We start from the raw sequence: 16673 nt of genomic DNA, 5'->3' as shown, positions 1-16673 counted from the left end.
ATCCATGAAGGGAAAGACCACATTGACGATAGCCGCTTTGCTGATCGGCTTTGTTTTGTCTTTTCCATCCCCCGTTTCACCTGAGAGAATTGCACGCATGACCATTCCCGCGTCGCCTGCCGCCTTTGCCGAAGTCAACGGCATAGAAATGTATTACCGGATCGTCGGCGAAGGCTCGCCAATCCTGCTTATTCCCGGCGGCCTGTCCGACCAGCATGTATGGGATGCACAGCTTCCGATCCTTGCGCGCGACCACACCGTAATCGTTGCCGACAGTCGCGGACAGGGACGCTCCACCCGCACCGATGATCCGATCACCTATGGACTGATGGCCGACGACTATGTGGCGCTGCTCGACTTTCTCCACATCGACAAGGTCGATCTCGTCGGCTGGAGCGATGGCGGCATTATCGGCCTCGACATCGCCATGCGCTATCCTGAACGGCTGACAAGCCTGTTTGCGCAGGCGGCAAACGTCACGCCTGACGGCAATACCGGTTATGCCGAGGCCCGCGCCGAAGGAAAACCGATACCGGAACTGCGCCACTATGAGAGCATCGACAAGGAAATCCACGCGCTGTGGGCGAACGAGCCGAACTTCACGGACGAGGACTTGTCCGGCATCAGCGTGCGCACGGCGATTGTGATCGGAGACCGCGACACGGCCATCACACGCGAACATACGGAGTTCATCGCCAGCCAGATACCGGGTGCTGAATTGATCATTCTGCCCGATGCCGGGCACGGCGTCCCGGTCGAAAATCCGCGTCTCTATGCGCATACGGTGCTTCGTTTCATTGACGGCAAAAACGCCGAAGAAACGAAGACCGCGAGCCGGAAAAATTAAACCCGGTTCGGCAATACGCGATCGGGCGGGCGGTGCCCGTCGACAAAAGCCTTGATATTGATGATGACTTTGTCGCCCATATCGATGCGGCCTTCCATGGTGGCCGATCCCATATGCGGCAACAGGACGACCTTGCCCTTTTCGGCAAGCGCCAGCAGTCGCGGATTGACCGCCGGCTCGTTCTCGAAAACATCCAGCCCCGCCCCGGCAAGCTTGCCTTGTTCGATCAGCTCGATCAGGGCATTCTCGTCAATGATCTGGCCGCGTGCTGTGTTGACCATATAGGCGGTCGGCTGCATCAGCGCGATGCGGCGTGCGGACAGCAGATGGAATGTGGCAGGCGTCGAAGGGCAGTTGACCGAGATGATATCCATCCGGGCCAGCATCTGGTCGAGGCTATCCCAATAGGTAGCTTCCAGCTCTTCCTCGACTTCAGGATTGACGCGCTTGCGGTTGTGATAGTGAATGGAAAGCCCGAAAGCCTTGGCGCGGCGGGCGACAGCCGTGCCGATGCGTCCCATGCCGACAATCCCGAGGCGCTTGCCCCAGATGCGCCGTCCGAGCATCCAGGTCGGAGACCAGCCTGGCCATTGTCCGTGGCGCTCGCCCAGCACATTGGCACCTTCAACCAGACGTCTAGGCACGGAAAGCAAAAGTGCCAGGGTCATATCCGCCGTGTCTTCGGTCAGGACATTCGGCGTATTGGTGACGGTGATTCCACGCTTTGCGGCGGCCGCGACGTCGATATTATCCACGCCATTGCCGAAATTTGCGATGAGCTTGAGATTGGGGCCCGCCTGTTCGATCGCAGCTGCATCGATGACATCCGTGATGCAAGGCACCAGAACGTCCGCTTCCTTCATCGCAGCGATGATTTCCGGCTGATTCATGCGGTGGTCGTCTATATTCAGACGCGCATCAAACAGTTCCCGCATTCGGGTTTCCACTGGGTCCGGCAATTTTCGCGTAAGAACGACCAGCGGTTTCTTCTTGTTCGACATCTCCACCCCATCGTTGAGCAAAGCCCCCGGAACAGCCCGTATTGTAACCAACTGGCAGGGCACGCTCCAAGAAATTTCCTGCACATTTCCAGCGGAAAACCGACTCCCACTTTTCCCGAAAATGCGTTAACCGAAGCTTCATGTTGAGACCTCCTTAACCAAGGCGGTGCAATATGGGATATTGCTTCGGCTGAACATCTCTATCAAGGCGAAGCGGCAAAGACAAAGAAAAACCGGAAACTTCAGGTGTCTCTTGGAAAGTCCACATCGATTTTCTGAAAAGATACATTTAAAATCAAACAATTAGATTGCTTTCGATCTGTTCCACACAGACAGATGTGCGATCTGAAAACAGGACGGCAACGTCGCCTCGCAGCCCCCGTAAACTGCTGAAGCTACTACCGTTCTGTCGTGACAGGACGGCGAGAGGTCGCAGTTTGTACAGAGTACTTTCGCAACGCTTTTGGATAGCCATGCTTGGCTTTCTGGCATTTTTTCTCATTCTGGCGCCGCTTGGCGCTTCACACAGGCATGCCGCACAGGCCGCAGAGCCCGCGGGCACAACTGTCGGCGCAAGCGGACTTCCCGTGCCACGTTTCGTCAGCCTTAAACCCGCACGCGTCAATCTGCGCATCGGACCGGGGCGCGACTATGCGGTTTCATGGCTTTTCATGAAGGCGGGACTGCCGGTCGAGATCATCCAGGAATATGACAACTGGCGCCGTATCCGCGATGCGGACGGCACGGAAGGCTGGGTCTACCAGTCGCTGCTTTCCGGAAAGCGAACTGCCATCACAGCTCCCTGGCTCAAGAATAATCAGGGTTCGATGATCAATATGCGCCGCGATGCCGCCGACACATCGGGACTTGCTGCCGAAATCGAACCGGGTGTAGTCGGCACCGTACGCGAATGCACTGGTCAATGGTGTCGGGTGGACATGGGCGGCGTACGCGGCTGGATCAAGCAATCGGACCTGTGGGGTGTTTATCCGGGCGAAGTCTTCGACTGACTTCGCTCTCACGGAGTGGGATAAGAGAACCGGGCAAGCTTGACTTCGCCAGACACGAACCGATATTGCGATCAGAGCGTCGATCTCATTCAATCAGATCGAAGTGCGCTCTGAATTGAGTTTCAAAGGAGTTTTATGCGCAGACGTTCATCGCGACCGTTCTAACGGATTTGAACCCGCCCGTGCGGCGGAACTGTTGTGCATATTCAAAACTCTGGAAGACCATGAAAAATCATGACGTGATAATCCGCGCCTATCGGGCATCGGATAAGCCATCCTTATCGTCCATCTGGTATCGCGCCTCCCTGGAGGCCCATTCCTTTCTCGGAGGAGATCGGCTTCAAGACCAGCGCAAACTCATCGAAGACGTCTATCTCGAGAAGGCAGAAACATGGGTTGCCACGATCAATGACAGGCCCATTGGCTTTATCGGCCTGCTGGATAGCTTTATCGGTGGGCTGTTTGTCGATCCTGACGTTCAAGGCTGCGGAACAGGACAGATTCTGATCCGCCATGCCTTGGCATTGAAAGGCGAGCTATCGCTTGAAGTTTATGCCGACAATGTGCGGGCATGTCGTTTCTACAGCCGTCTCGGCTTCAAGATAACCAGTCAGCGATCGGAAGACGATGAAGGCCTTCCCTTTCGCAACATCCGGATGGAACTGAAAGGCTGATAAGCGAGCGGGGCGAAAAATCGCCCCGCCTCCACCTCGGAATATCACCAGGCAGGCGCCACCGATCCCTTGAACGTCGTGGCGATGAATTCCTTCACTTCATCGCTGTGGTAGGATGAGATCAGGGTTTTCACCCAGTCGGCATCCTTATCGGCGGTGCGAACGACGAGAATATTGATGTAAGGCGCTTTCTCGCCTTCCCGCACCAGCGGATCGGTTGCCGGGTTCAAGCCAGCTTCCATGGCATAGTTGGTGTTGATGACGGCCGCATCGACGTCTTCCATCGAACGCGGAAGCTGTGCCGCATCGAGTTCAACGAATTTGAGGTTCTTCGGGTTTTCAACGATATCGAGGGCACTGACCTTCAGCCCCTTGGCCGGGTCGATTTTGATGATGCCGTTTTCAGCAAGAACCAGCAAAGCGCGACCACCATTGGTCGGATCATTGGGGATCGCAATTGTCGCGCCGTCGGCCAACTCCGAAATATTCTTCAGCTTCTTTGAATACAGCCCCATCGGAAAGTTGACCGTCTCGGCAACGCTCACAATGTCGAAGCCGCGATCGGCAACCTGATTGTCGAGATAGGGCTTATGCTGGAAGGAGTTGGCTTCCAGTGCGCCATCCGCAAGCGCCATGTTCGGGATGACATAATCCGAGAATTCCTGAATATCGATTTCAAGACCGTTCTTCTCGGCGACTTCCTTCACCTTTTCCATGATCTGGGCGTGCGGCCCCGGCGTCACTCCGATCCGGATGGTCTTTGCAAAGGCGCTGCCAGCGGTGAACACGGCGAGAATGGTCGCGGCGACAAGTAGCTTACGCATGATATCTCCTTCGAATGTGCTCCGGCCAGGCTTGGGAGGCGATTCAGCCGGGGGTGCAGAACTTTATCCCTTTTCAGCCCCATACGGTCCAATAGGCAACAAAAAAGCGGCCATGGCCGCTTTCTTTTCATGTCCAACTAAAAGGAGCGCTCGTTACTGGCTCTTGCGGCGCAGGCGAACGATAATATCCACGTTCACGATTTCCATGCCATGCGGCGCATCCGGCATGTTGGCAACCGTAGGCTGGCCTCTTTCGCCGTGTGGAATATCGAACACGACATTTTCCCCTTCGAGGAAGAAATGCTGGTGATCCGAGATATTCGTATCGAAATAGGTCTTCGAGCCTTCAACCGCGATGATACGCAGCATACCGGCTTCCGTGAACTGGTGCAGCGTGTTGTAGACCGTCGCCAGAGACACCGGCACGTCGGCCATCACGGCCTCTTCGTGCAGGTCTTCTGCAGACAGATGGCGATCGCCCTGGGCGAAGATCAGGCTCGCAAGCGCAACGCGCTGCCGCGTCGGACGCAGGCCCGCGCGGCGGAGCTGCTCTTCCATCGAGACCGTCGAGTGGGTATGTGAAGACTGCATATTCACCGTTGGTTCCGTCACAAGCTTGTTGCAAAATCATCAATCGTCAAACGGGCTGTTGCCCATTGCATACTGACATTGATATATGCCGTTGCGAAATAAGTATCAATAGGCTTGGGAATTGGCCGGTTTTTCGGATAAACCCCCAAATAACTCAATGCATGATTTTACTGCCGGAAACAGTCTGTGGTAGGGATGTTCCGGTGAAACCTACAACCGGGCCGGATTGCCGGTCGATACAGAATGAACCTCAAGGGAGGCGTAATGGCAGAACAGAAATCAAGCTATGGGTATGAAGAACTCCTGGCCTGCGCACGCGGCGAGATGTTCGGCCCCGGCAATGCTCAGCTTCCCCTGCCTCCGATGCTGATGGTCCATCGCATCACCGATATTTCCGAAACCGGTGGTGAGTTCGACAAGGGCTATATCCGCGCCGAGTATGATGTGCGCCCCGATGACTGGTATTTCCCGTGTCATTTCATGGGCAATCCGATCATGCCGGGCTGCCTCGGTCTTGATGGCATGTGGCAGCTGACCGGTTTCTTCCTCGGCTGGCTCGGCGAGCCGGGTCGCGGTATGGCTCTCTCCACCGGTGAAGTGAAGTTCAAGGGCATGGTGCGTCCGCATACCAAGCTTCTCGAATATGGCATCGATTTCAAGCGCGTCATGCGTGGCCGCCTCGTGCTCGGCACGGCTGACGGCTGGCTGAAAGCCGATGGCGAAACCATCTACCGGGCGTCTGACCTGCGCGTCGGCCTGTCGAAGGACAGCGAGGGCCAGTAAGGCGCCTCAATCACCATCATCCACGAGCGCGACTGCAAAAAGTGAACAGTTTTCATGCGGCCGCGCTCAAAACATGCGAAGATCGCACCTATGTAACCGCGAACAGGCGGCAGTCCGCATGATGGACACGTCGCTCACGGATCAGGTGTAAAGGAGAACGCGATGCGGCGTGTGGTCGTAACGGGTATGGGGATCGTATCCTCGATTGGTAACAACACCGAAGAGGTCACGGCTTCGCTGCGTGAAGCAAAGTCCGGCATCTCCCGCGCTGAGGAATATGCCGAGCTCGGCTTCCGTTGTCAGGTGCACGGCGCTCCGAATATCGACGTCGAAGCACTGGTCGATCGTCGCGCGATGCGCTTCCATGGCCGTGGCACGGCCTGGAACCATATTGCGATGGATCAGGCCATTGCGGATGCGGGGCTTTCCGAAGAGGAAGTCTCCAACGACCGCACCGGCATCATCATGGGTTCCGGCGGTCCTTCGACCCGCACCATTGTCGATTCTGCCGACATCACCCGCGAAAAAGGCCCAAAGCGCGTCGGCCCGTTTGCCGTGCCAAAAGCCATGAGCTCGACGGCTTCCGCGACGCTTGCGACCTTCTTCAAGATCAAGGGCATCAACTATTCGATTTCTTCGGCCTGCGCGACTTCCAACCATTGCATCGGCAATGCGTTCGAAATGATCCAGTATGGCAAGCAGGACCGCATGTTCGCAGGCGGCTGCGAAGACCTCGACTGGACGCTTTCGGTCCTGTTCGACGCCATGGGCGCCATGTCGAGCAAGTATAACGACACGCCATCCACTGCATCGCGTGCCTATGACAAGAACCGCGACGGCTTCGTCATTGCTGGCGGTGCTGGCGTGCTGGTGCTGGAAGACCTCGAAGCCGCACTGGCCCGCGGCGCCAAGATTTACGGCGAAATCGTCGGCTATGGCGCGACGTCTGACGGTTACGACATGGTCGCCCCATCCGGCGAAGGCGCAATCCGCTGCATGAAGATGGCCCTTTCGACCGTCAAGGGCAAAATCGACTATATCAATCCACACGCCACCTCGACGCCAGCTGGCGACGCCCCGGAAATCGATGCGATCCGTCAGGTCTTCGGCTCAGGCGACGCCTGCCCGCCGATTGCTGCGACCAAGTCGCTGACCGGCCACTCGCTCGGTGCAACCGGTGTGCAGGAAGCGATCTACTCGCTTCTGATGATGCACAACAATTTCATTTGCGAAAGCGCACATATCGAAGAACTGGACCCTGCCTTCGCGGACATGCCTATCGTTCGCAAGCGCATTGACAACGCTCAGCTCAATACCGTGCTCTCCAACTCCTTCGGATTTGGCGGCACCAATGCGACGCTGGTTTTCCAGCGTTACCAGGGCTGAGGGAGAGGGAAAATATGGAAGGTTTGATGAAAGGCAAACGCGGCCTCATCATGGGGGTCGCGAATAATCACTCACTCGCTTGGGGAATTTCAAAGCAACTCGCAGCACAGGGCGCTGAACTGGCCTTCACCTATCAAGGTGATGCACTCGGCAAGCGCGTAAAGCCGCTGGCCGAACAGGTCGGCTCTGATTTCGTACTGCCTTGCGATGTTGAAGATATCGAGTCGGTCGATGCGGTCTTTGCCGAAGTCGAAAAGAAGTGGGGCAAGCTCGATTTCATCGTTCACGCCATCGGCTTCTCCGACAAGACCGAACTGAAGGGTCGCTACGCAGACGTCACCACGCGCGAAAATTTCAGCCGCACAATGGTGATTTCCGCCTACTCCTTCACGGAAATGGCACAGCGCGCTGAAAAACTCATGAAGGACGGCGGCTCGATCCTGACGCTGACCTATGGCGGTTCCACGCGCACCATCCCGAACTATAACGTCATGGGCGTTGCCAAAGCCGCGCTTGAAGCCATGGTGCGTTATCTTGCTGCCGATTACGGTCCGCAGGGCATCCGCGTCAACGCCATTTCGGCCGGTCCGGTGCGCACGCTTGCCGGTGCCGGTATTGGCGACGCCCGCGCAATCTTCAGCTATCAGCGCCGTAACTCGCCGCTGCGTCGCACCGTCGACATTGATGATGTCGGCAAATCGGCAGTCTATCTGCTGTCCGATCTTTCGAGCGGTGTCACCGGTGAAGTCCACTATGTGGATTCCGGCTACAACATCGTCTCCATGCCGACGCTTGAAGAGCTGAAAAGCTCTGACGCGGAGCGCGGTGAATAAGCCAAGCCATTTTGTAAAAAGGCCGCCTTCTGGGCGGCCTTTTTATTTATTTCTTCGCATCGAAGATTTTGAAACCGTTCGCCTCTTCGAGAAGAGTCACATTCTTGAACAGTCCTTTGAGCGTCGTCTCATAAGGCAATTGCCGGTTTGCGACCATAAGCAGACGCCCGCCCGGCTTCAGGCGTGACGCGGCAGCGGCAATGAACGCCTGACCAAGCGAAACATCCGTCACCCGCCCCTCATGGAACGGTGGGTTCATAATCACGGTGTCGTAGATGCCTGCCATCTTTTCACTCGTCACATCGAACCAGTTGAAGCTGATCGGCACTGATGCACCAAGCCGCTCCAGATTGCCGCGCGCCGCTTCCAGCGCCTCATAATCGGCTTCATAGAGATCGATAGACTTGATGCGATCCGCAAACTTCAAGCATTGCGCCGCAAGATAGCCCCAACCGGCGCCAAGATCGGCGACGTTACCGAAAACAATCTTTTCCATATGCGGCACGAGCAGCGCCGAACCCTTATCGATAACACCGTGCGAGAACATGCCGGGTTCTGTGCGGAACACATCGTCAATATCAGTCGCAAGCGGCTTCAGAGCCGCGATGAATTCATCGGTGAGGTCGGCTGGTCGTCTGAGCCAGAACGCCACGGCGTGGTTCTTCGACATGCGGTCGCTGATCTCGGCGATATTGCTGGCCCATTTTCGAAAACTGTCAATGCCGAGCTTCTTGTCGCCTGATACGGCAATCCACCCACCCGGCTCAACACGCGCCAGAAGCTCCGCAAACCACGCCTCATTGCGCCCGCGATGTTTTCCGAGCAGCAGTAGCCCGCCGGAAAAACGCTTCTCCTCGCCCAATCTGGGAACTGTCTTGAAGCCCTCCTTTTCCAGCACCAGCCAATCGGGGCGCCAGGGCTGCAGGAAGGTCAGCGCCTGTTTCCATTCGTCCTCAAGACGCCGATCCGCAGAAAGACCACACGCAAGAAAGGATTGCCCCTCTTCGGGCATATCCAGAATGTCCTGATCGAAGGGGAGAAAGAGTGTCTGTTGTGCCGGTGTAATCATGACTCATCCATGGTCTTGAATTGATTCCCATGCAACAAAAAAGCGCGCCACAAGAGCGCGCTTTCGATTGATTTACAGTAGCAGAAACGCTTATTCAGCGTCGGCTTCTGCCTTCTTTTCAGCAACAACTTCCTTGCCGGTTTCCTGATCGACAACCTTCATCGACAGGCGAACCTTGCCACGTTCGTCAAAGCCCATGAGCTTGACCCAGACCTTCTGGCCTTCCTTGACCACATCGGTAGTCTTGGCAACGCGGTCGGAAGCCAGCTGCGAAATGTGAACCAGACCGTCTCGTGGACCAAAGAAGTTTACGAAAGCGCCGAAGTCAGCAGTCTTCACGACCGTACCTTCGTAGATTTCGCCAACTTCCGGTTCGGCAACAATCGAGTGAATCCACTTCTTGGCGGCTTCGATTTCCTTGCCGTTCGACGAAGCGATCTTCACCGTGCCGTCGTCTTCGATGTTGATCTTGGCGCCGGTCTTTTCCACGATTTCGCGGATGACCTTGCCGCCCGAACCGATAACATCACGAATCTTGTCCGTCGGGATGTTCATCACTTCGATGCGCGGAGCGAATTCGCCGAGTTCTTCACGCGACGTGGACAGAGCCTTCGCCATTTCGCCGAGGATGTGAACGCGACCGCCCTTGGCCTGCTCCAGAGCGACCTTCATGATCTCTTCGGTGATACCGTCGATCTTGATGTCCATCTGAAGTGCGGTGATGCCGTTGTCAGTACCGGCAACCTTGAAGTCCATGTCGCCGAGGTGATCTTCATCGCCAAGGATGTCGGAGAGAACGGCGAAGCGTTCGCCTTCCTTGATCAGGCCCATGGCGATACCGGCAACCGGACGTGCAAGCGGAACGCCTGCGTCCATCAGAGCAAGCGAGGTGCCGCAAACGGTCGCCATCGAGGAAGAACCGTTGGATTCGGTGATCTCGGAAACCGAACGGATCGTGTACGGGAACTGGTCGGCAGCAGGCAACATCGGATGGATAGCGCGCCATGCGAGCTTGCCATGACCAACTTCACGACGGCCCGGCGAACCCATACGACCGGTTTCACCGACCGAATATGGCGGGAAGTTGTAATGCAGCATGAAGGATTCTTTGTACGTGCCGGTCAGGGCATCGATCATCTGCTCGTCTTCGCCGGTGCCCAGCGTGGCAACAACGATCGCCTGTGTTTCGCCGCGGGTGAACAGCGCCGAACCGTGGGTGCGCGGCAGAAGGCCAACTTCCGAAACGATTGCACGAACGGTCTTCAGATCACGGCCATCAATGCGGCTGCCGGTGTCGAGAATATTCCAGCGAACGATCTTGGCCTGCAGATGCTTGAAGACGGTCGCAAATTTTTCAGCCGAGAATTCCGGCTCTTCCACGCCTTCCGGGAAGAAGTGAGCCTTCGCCTTGGCCTTTGCAGCGTCAACAGCAACGTAACGAGCCTGCTTTTCGGTGATCTTGTATGCATCGCGCAGGTCGCTTTCGACAACGGCCAGCATCTTGGCTTCGAGGTCCGAAAGATCTTCCGGCTGGAAGTCGCGCGGTTCCTTGGCAGCAACTTCAGCAAGCTTGATGATCGCGTCGATGACCGGCTGGAAGCCCTTCTGGCCGAAAACGACGGCGCCCAGCATGACTTCTTCAGAAAGCTCCTGCGCTTCCGATTCAACCATCAGTACAGCATCGGCGGTACCGGCAACAACCAGATCGAGCTTCGATTCCGGCATTTCGTCGATATTCGGGTTCAGGACGTATTCGCCGTTGATGTAACCAACGCGCGCACCACCGATCGGCCCCATGAAAGGAACGCCGGAAATGGTCAGCGCTGCGGAAGCTGCAACCATCGACAGAACGTCGGGGTTGTTTTCGAGGTCGTGCTGAACAACAGTCAGGACAACCTGCGTGTCGTTCTTGTAGCCTTCAACGAAGAGCGGACGGATCGGACGGTCGATCAGACGCGAAACGAGGGTTTCGTTTTCGCTCGGGCGACCTTCACGCTTGAAGTAGCCACCAGGGATCTTGCCGGCAGCGTAGGTCTTTTCCTGATAATTGACCGTCAGCGGGAAGAAATCCTGACCCGGCTTCGGCTCCTTGGCAGAAACGACAGTCGCCAAAACAACGGTTTCGCCATAGGTTGCGAGAACTGCACCGTCAGCCTGACGTGCGATCTTGCCGGTTTCGAGCGTAAGCGGACGACCGCCCCATTCGATTTCTACTTTATGGGTATTGAACATATCTTGTCCTCATGTGGTGATGCCGCGCAAAAGCGCCTGAAGGCATCGCCTCGGTTGGCGGACGGGCCACGGGCAAGACAACGGGAAGTTCGTTATGTGTCAGAACATTCGCTCCCGAATATCCTCTGACACGAACTGCCTGCAATCCTGCCCCATGACTGGTCCAGGTCATGAGCCTTTTGGCTCTTCATCGGCATGACGGAATGCACCCGGTGCGTCGTTTCATGCCAGCGGGCATTCGCCCGATAGAGCGGATGCGCTCACATATGTTCGCGCTTCTGCTCTATCTGTTTGGTTTTACGCATGTCTTCGTCCCAAAACCGGTTCCCACTTTTGGGAGACATGCTCAAGTGCCGCATTTTATCTGTAAGCGGCTATCCGCATGACAAAATGCCGAATAAATCAAATGGGCGACGTTTTGAGACGTCGCCCGATTTTACCGTTAGCGGCGCAGGCCGAGACGGCCGATCAGCGCCTGGTAACGTGCCTGGTCGATGCCCTTGACGTAGTCAAGAAGGCGACGACGCTGCGAAACCAGCTTCAGAAGGCCGCGACGCGAATGATTGTCATTCTTGTGGCCCTTGAAGTGTTCGGTGAGGTTGGCGATACGCTCGGAAAGAACGGCAACCTGTACTTCAGGAGAACCGGTGTCGCCTTCCTTGGTAGCGTATTCCTTGATAAGTGCTTGCTTGCGCTCAGCAGTAATCGACATCGTAACACCCTTTCTAGATGAGAGGAAAACCAGACGCCCGGGCCGGGATGTCGTCCAGCGCGGGCCATTTACACGATCTGACATGCTTTTACGCATGATCGATGAAGGGGCATATAGTGCAAAATTGGCGGGAACGCCAGTCTCAATTCAATTTGCCGCCTTATCGCGATCTTCTGACGAAACGTCAGCCCGTTGTGAAAACGCGCTTCGGTTTGAACTGTCCATGCTCAATATAACCGATGGCGAGCAGTTTTCCGCGTGTCGTGACACAGGCTTCGTCTGCTTCCAGAGGCGCATCACGTCCGCGCAGGATCACCGGATTGCCAAGACGCACGCGTTGCGCCTGATCGTCGGTAAGCGGCACCTGCGGCAGACAGTCGAGAGCAGCTCCCGTATCGATGACCAATGCATCAATCGCCGAAAAGTCGCGACGCGGAGTGGGCTCTACGACATTGCCATCCTCATCCTTGGGCGGAAGCGGCGGCCAAGCCTGTTCAAGTTCTGCCAGTGTTACAGCGTCTTCTTCCGTGAACGGCGCAACTTCGATGCGGCGCAGCTCTGAAATGTGTCCGTAGCAACCGAGATCCCGGCCCATATCGCGTGCGAGAGAGCGCACATAGGTGCCCTTGGAGCATTCGACCTCGAACTCGGTGCGATCAGCATCCGGAATACCAACAATCTCCAGACGGTCAATCTCGACTTCACGGGAAGGTATCTCGACCGTCTCGCCTTCGCGGGCAAGATCGTAAGCGCGCTCGCCATCGATCTTGATGGCGGAAAACTGCGGTGGAACCTGCGAAATGACACCGGTGTAGTTCGGCAGCAATGCCTCGACATCGGCGCGCGACGGGCGATTATCCGAGGTCTTGGTGGCAACACCTTCCAGATCGTCCGTTGAGCGTTCCTCGCCCCAGCTTACCGTGAAACGGTAGATCTTGGTTCCATCCATGACATAAGGCACGGTTTTGGTGGCCTCACCCAACGCTATGGGCAACATGCCGGAAGCAAGCGGATCAAGTGTACCGGCATGACCGGCTTTTTCGGCGTTGAACAGCCACTTGATCTTCGAGACCGCCTCGGTCGATCCCATCCCTTTCGGCTTATCGAAAATAACCCAGCCGGATATCGGACGACCTTTTTTCTTGCCCCGTCTTGCCATGCTTTATTCGTCTCCATTGCGGGAAGCCTTGTCTGCCTCCCGGTCTTCTTCATCGTCATGCCCAAGATCGCGGGCGACTTCCGGCGAGCGGAGCAGCGCATCGATCTTGGAAAAATTGTCAAAGCTCGTATCGGCCCGGAAGCGGAATTCCGGCATGTATTTCATCTGGCTGAGGCTTGGCGCCATGCGACCACGAATGAACTTTGCGTTTGCAGCCAGCGCCTTGATAACCGCTTGCGTGTCGGCGTTACCAAGCGGAGTGATGAAACAGGTCGCAATCTTGAGATCGGGCGACATACGCACTTCCGAGACGGAAATCACGGTATGGGCGATAAGATCGTCGCGAATTTCGCCGCGCTGAAGCACCTGCGCCAATGCGTGACGCACCTGCTCGCCCACGCGAAGCTGGCGCTGGGAAAGGCCACCTGAGCCTTTTGGATCTGGAGAACGTGCCATGGCTATATCCTCGATAAACAGCCGCCAATCGGCATCCAGCCGCGAAGGACTGTCCGACAACATGACTACAAATTGGCAGGCGTAATAATACGCAACTTACCACAATCCAGCTGGGAGTCAGACCCTCTGGACCGGATAATGAAAAGCCGGGCCACCTCTCGGCAGCCCGGCGGGATAGTACTTAAAGCGTGCGCGAAACGTGTTCGACGCGGAAGGCTTCGATAACGTCGCCTGCGCGAATGTCGTCGTAGTTCTCGAACGCCATACCGCATTCCTGACCGGCCGGAACTTCCGACACTTCGTCCTTGAAGCGCTTGAGCGTCTTGAGCTTGCCTTCGTGGATAACCACGTTGTCGCGGATGAGGCGGACGCCTGCACCACGCTCGACCTTGCCTTCGGTGACACGGCAACCGGCAACCTTGCCGACCTTGGTGATGTTGAAGACTTCGAGAATCTCGGCATTGCCGAGGAAGGTTTCGCGGCGTTCCGGCGACAGGAGACCCGACATCGCTGCCTTAACGTCATCAATCAAATCATAGATGATGTTGTAGTAGCGGATTTCGATGCCCTGCTGATCGGCTGCGTCACGTGCCTGCTTGTTGGCGCGGACGTTGAAGCCGATGATCGCAGCGTTGGAGGCTTCGGCCAGCGACACGTCGCTTTCCGTGATACCACCGGCGCCCGAATGCACGATACGTGCACGCACTTCGTCGGTGCCGAGCTTGTCCAGTGCATTGGTGATGGCTTCGATAGAACCCTGCACGTCGCCCTTGATGACGAGTGGGAATTCCTTCGTGCCCGACACCTGGAGCTGGTTCATCATCTGCTCAAGCGAGCCGCGCGCGCCGGACTGGCGGGCTACAGCCTTGTCGCGTGCCAGACGCTGACGGTACTCGGCAATTTCGCGTGCCTTGGCTTCGTTAGCAACCACGGCAAAGCGGTCACCGGCCTGCGGCGTGCCCTGAAGGCCGAGGACTTCCACTGGCATCGCAGGACCGGCTTCCTTCACATGCTCGCCACGGTCGTTGACCAGTGCGCGCACGCGGCCCCATTCGCTACCGGCGACGAGGATGTCACCCGGATGCAGCGTACCCGTCTGAACCAGAACGGTTGCAACCGAACCACGGCCACGATCGAGCTGGGCTTCGACGACAACGCCTTCAGCCGTACGCGATGGATCAGCCTTGAGATCAAGAATTTCAGCCTGCAACAGAATTGCTTCAAGCAGTTTGTCGAGGTTGAGCTTGTTCTTGGCCGACACTTCGACGTCGAGAACTTCACCGCCCATCGATTCCACAAAGACGTCATGCTGCAACAGAGCAGTGCGAACCTTCTGCGGATCGGCAGCCGGCTTGTCGATCTTGTTGATCGCCACGATGATCGGAACACCTGCCGCCTTGGCATGATTGATCGATTCAATCGTCTGCGGCATCACGCTGTCATCGGCAGCCACCACGAGGATGGCAATGTCGGTCGCCTGCGCACCACGGGCACGCATTGCAGTAAAGGCAGCGTGGCCCGGCGTATCGATGAAGGTGATCTTCTGGCCGTTCTGCTCGACCTGATAAGCACCGATATGCTGGGTGATGCCACCGGCTTCGCCCGAAACAACATTGGCGTGACGGATCGCATCAAGCAGCGAGGTCTTGCCGTGATCGACGTGACCCATAATGGTCACGACTGGAGGACGGGAAACCAGCGCAGCCTCGTTGTCGGCAACACCGAAGATGCCTTCTTCAACGTCCGATTCCGCAACGCGCTTGACGGTATGGCCGAATTCTTCAGCAATGAGCTGCGCCATATCGGCATCAATCACGTCGCCCGGCTTCATCATCTGGCCCTGCTTCATCAGGTACTTGATGATATCGACCGAACGTTCGGTCATGCGCTGTGCAAGTTCCTGAAGCGTAATGGTTTCAGGAATGGTCACTTCACGCGAAATCTTTTCGCGTGTTTCCTGCATCTGCGAACGCTTGAACTTTTCCTGACGACGACGCATCGCCGAAAGCGAACGCGAACGACCTTCATCCTCAAGATTGCTGGAGATGGTCAGCTTGCCACGACGGCGATCATCTTCGGTCTTGACTACTTTCGGCGCGCGAACTTCCGGCTTGGCCGGAGCACCGCGACGGGCAGCAGTCAGGCCACCGCCACGACGGTCGTCATCGTCAGATGCAACAGTCTTGCGAAGCTGGCTCTGCGGAAGCGGCTTGCCCGGGATCGGGGCAGCGTCGGCAAGGCTTGGCGCAGCCGGGCGCGGACCACCCTGCTGCGGACGGCCACCTTGCGGCGGACGATTGCCCTGAGGACGACCGGCCTGCTGCGGGCGATTGCCCTGCGGTGCCGGGCGCGCATCGTCGCGACGCTCGGTACGGGCTTCCGGCTGCGGCATACGCTTGGCAGCCTCTTCCTCGGCCTTACGGCGGGCATCGGCCTCGGCCTTGAGGCGAGCTTCCTCTTCCGCCTGACGACGGGCAGATTCTTCACGTTCCTTGGCGCGGCGGGCATCTTCCTCGGCGCGACGCTTGGCTTCCTCGACAGCGCGTGCGCGTTCTTCAACTTCACGGACCTGCGCTTCTTCGAGCGCGCGGCGACGTGCATCCATTTCGGAGCGCGACAGCGTGTTCAACACCATGCCGGAGCGGTCGGACGGGCGCGGACGCTGTGCCTGTTGGCCGCCGGGACGCTGTTGTGCCGGGCGCTGCTGTGCGACATGCGGCTTCGTTACCGGAGCAGCAGGAGCTGCTGGCTTCGGTGCCGGGGTGGCTGGTGCTGGCGCGCGCACTACCGGCGCGGCTTGTGCAGGCTGCGCGGCTTGTGCCGGTGCAGGAGTAGATGCCGCAGGCGCGGGAGCAGCAGGTGCCGGAGCTGCTGGCTTCGGCGCCGCTGCCTCGACTTCCGGCTTCTCGTCAGGCCGCGAGAATTTGCGCTTTTTCGTTTCAACGACGACAGCCTTCGTGCGGCCGTGGCTGAAATTCTGGCGCACGGTGCTCTGCTCGACGCCCGGCCGCTTCATGGTCAGCGTCTTCTTCGTATTAACGCTCAGCGTCTTGTCGTCGTTCGTTTTATCGCTCATTACGTTTCCGTTTCCTTCGC

15 protein-coding genes are annotated in these 16673 nt (G+C 57.3%); 6 read left to right on the top strand and 9 right to left on the bottom strand.

The window, feature by feature from the left end; translation table 11 throughout:
- Window positions 1-4: 4 nt before the first annotated feature.
- The gene (locus OHI65_RS22710; protein ID WP_012090981.1) at window positions 5-847 is read left to right on the top strand and encodes an alpha/beta fold hydrolase; all 843 of its coding nucleotides are present in this window, start codon (window positions 5-7) and stop codon (window positions 845-847) included.
- On the opposite strand, the gene OHI65_RS22705 is transcribed toward OHI65_RS22710, so the two are convergent.
- Window positions 844-1848 carry a 2-hydroxyacid dehydrogenase gene (locus tag OHI65_RS22705; RefSeq protein WP_010657789.1) on the bottom strand — a complete coding sequence of 335 codons (1005 nt, stop codon included), beginning with the start codon at window positions 1846-1848 and terminating at the stop codon, window positions 844-846. The genes OHI65_RS22710 and OHI65_RS22705 overlap by 4 nt on opposite strands.
- A gap of 437 nt (window positions 1849-2285) precedes the next feature.
- Between OHI65_RS22705 and OHI65_RS22700 the strand changes: the two genes are divergently transcribed.
- Together OHI65_RS22700 and OHI65_RS22695 are read left to right on the top strand one after the other, a co-directional pair.
- Window positions 2286-2858 carry an SH3 domain-containing protein gene (locus OHI65_RS22700; protein WP_125300462.1) on the top strand — a complete coding sequence of 191 codons (573 nt, stop codon included), beginning with the start codon at window positions 2286-2288 and terminating at the stop codon, window positions 2856-2858.
- Window positions 2859-3082: 224 nt separating this feature from the next.
- On the top strand, window positions 3083-3532 hold the full coding sequence (locus OHI65_RS22695) for a GNAT family N-acetyltransferase (RefSeq protein ID WP_125300461.1): 450 nt from the start codon (window positions 3083-3085) through the stop codon (window positions 3530-3532).
- Between the two features lie 44 nt (window positions 3533-3576).
- Here the strand turns inward: OHI65_RS22695 and OHI65_RS22690 are convergent, their stop codons facing one another.
- Together OHI65_RS22690 and irrA are read right to left on the bottom strand one after the other, a co-directional pair.
- The gene (locus OHI65_RS22690; protein ID WP_125300460.1) at window positions 3577-4356 is read right to left on the bottom strand and encodes a MetQ/NlpA family ABC transporter substrate-binding protein; all 780 of its coding nucleotides are present in this window, start codon (window positions 4354-4356) and stop codon (window positions 3577-3579) included.
- Between the two features lie 153 nt (window positions 4357-4509).
- Window positions 4510-4947: an iron response transcriptional regulator IrrA gene (gene irrA / locus OHI65_RS22685; protein WP_012090985.1), complete on the bottom strand. Its 438-nt coding sequence runs from the start codon at window positions 4945-4947 to the stop codon at window positions 4510-4512.
- A 264-nt stretch (window positions 4948-5211) separates the two neighbouring features.
- Here irrA and fabA point away from each other — a divergent pair, with 264 nt between their 5' ends.
- The 3 genes from fabA (at window position 5212) to fabI (ending at window position 7949) form a co-directional block, all read left to right on the top strand.
- Window positions 5212-5730, top strand: coding sequence for a 3-hydroxyacyl-[acyl-carrier-protein] dehydratase FabA (gene fabA, locus OHI65_RS22680; RefSeq protein WP_010657784.1), 519 nt, complete (start codon window positions 5212-5214; stop codon window positions 5728-5730).
- A gap of 162 nt (window positions 5731-5892) precedes the next feature.
- On the top strand, window positions 5893-7116 hold the full coding sequence (gene fabB / locus OHI65_RS22675) for a beta-ketoacyl-ACP synthase I (protein ID WP_125300459.1): 1224 nt from the start codon (window positions 5893-5895) through the stop codon (window positions 7114-7116).
- A gap of 14 nt (window positions 7117-7130) precedes the next feature.
- Window positions 7131-7949 carry an enoyl-ACP reductase FabI gene (gene fabI, locus OHI65_RS22670; RefSeq protein WP_010657782.1) on the top strand — a complete coding sequence of 273 codons (819 nt, stop codon included), beginning with the start codon at window positions 7131-7133 and terminating at the stop codon, window positions 7947-7949.
- 46 nt (window positions 7950-7995) lie between these two features.
- On the opposite strand, the gene OHI65_RS22665 is transcribed toward fabI, so the two are convergent.
- The 6 genes from OHI65_RS22665 to infB form a co-directional block, all read right to left on the bottom strand.
- Window positions 7996-9018 carry a class I SAM-dependent methyltransferase gene (locus tag OHI65_RS22665; protein WP_125300458.1) on the bottom strand — a complete coding sequence of 341 codons (1023 nt, stop codon included), beginning with the start codon at window positions 9016-9018 and terminating at the stop codon, window positions 7996-7998.
- A 90-nt stretch (window positions 9019-9108) separates the two neighbouring features.
- Window positions 9109-11250 (bottom strand): polyribonucleotide nucleotidyltransferase, encoded by a 2142-nt coding sequence (gene pnp, locus OHI65_RS22660; protein ID WP_125300457.1) that lies wholly within the window; start codon window positions 11248-11250, stop codon window positions 9109-9111.
- A gap of 442 nt (window positions 11251-11692) precedes the next feature.
- A complete protein-coding gene (gene rpsO, locus OHI65_RS22655; RefSeq protein WP_010657779.1) occupies window positions 11693-11962 on the bottom strand; it encodes a 30S ribosomal protein S15 in 270 nt (89 codons plus the stop codon).
- 184 nt (window positions 11963-12146) lie between these two features.
- The gene (truB, locus tag OHI65_RS22650) at window positions 12147-13121 is read right to left on the bottom strand and encodes a tRNA pseudouridine(55) synthase TruB (RefSeq protein ID WP_012090990.1); all 975 of its coding nucleotides are present in this window, start codon (window positions 13119-13121) and stop codon (window positions 12147-12149) included.
- Between the two features lie 3 nt (window positions 13122-13124).
- The gene (gene rbfA / locus OHI65_RS22645; RefSeq protein ID WP_010657777.1) at window positions 13125-13577 is read right to left on the bottom strand and encodes a 30S ribosome-binding factor RbfA; all 453 of its coding nucleotides are present in this window, start codon (window positions 13575-13577) and stop codon (window positions 13125-13127) included.
- 181 nt (window positions 13578-13758) lie between these two features.
- Window positions 13759-16653 carry a translation initiation factor IF-2 gene (infB, locus tag OHI65_RS22640; RefSeq protein WP_012090991.1) on the bottom strand — a complete coding sequence of 965 codons (2895 nt, stop codon included), beginning with the start codon at window positions 16651-16653 and terminating at the stop codon, window positions 13759-13761.
- Between the last annotated feature and the right edge of the window lie 20 nt (window positions 16654-16673).

Origin of the sequence: Brucella sp. MAB-22, assembly GCF_025908475.1 — a bacterium.
GTDB lineage: Bacteria > Pseudomonadota > Alphaproteobacteria > Rhizobiales > Rhizobiaceae > Brucella > Brucella anthropi.
This window is presented reverse-complemented; position numbering and strand designations above follow the sequence as displayed.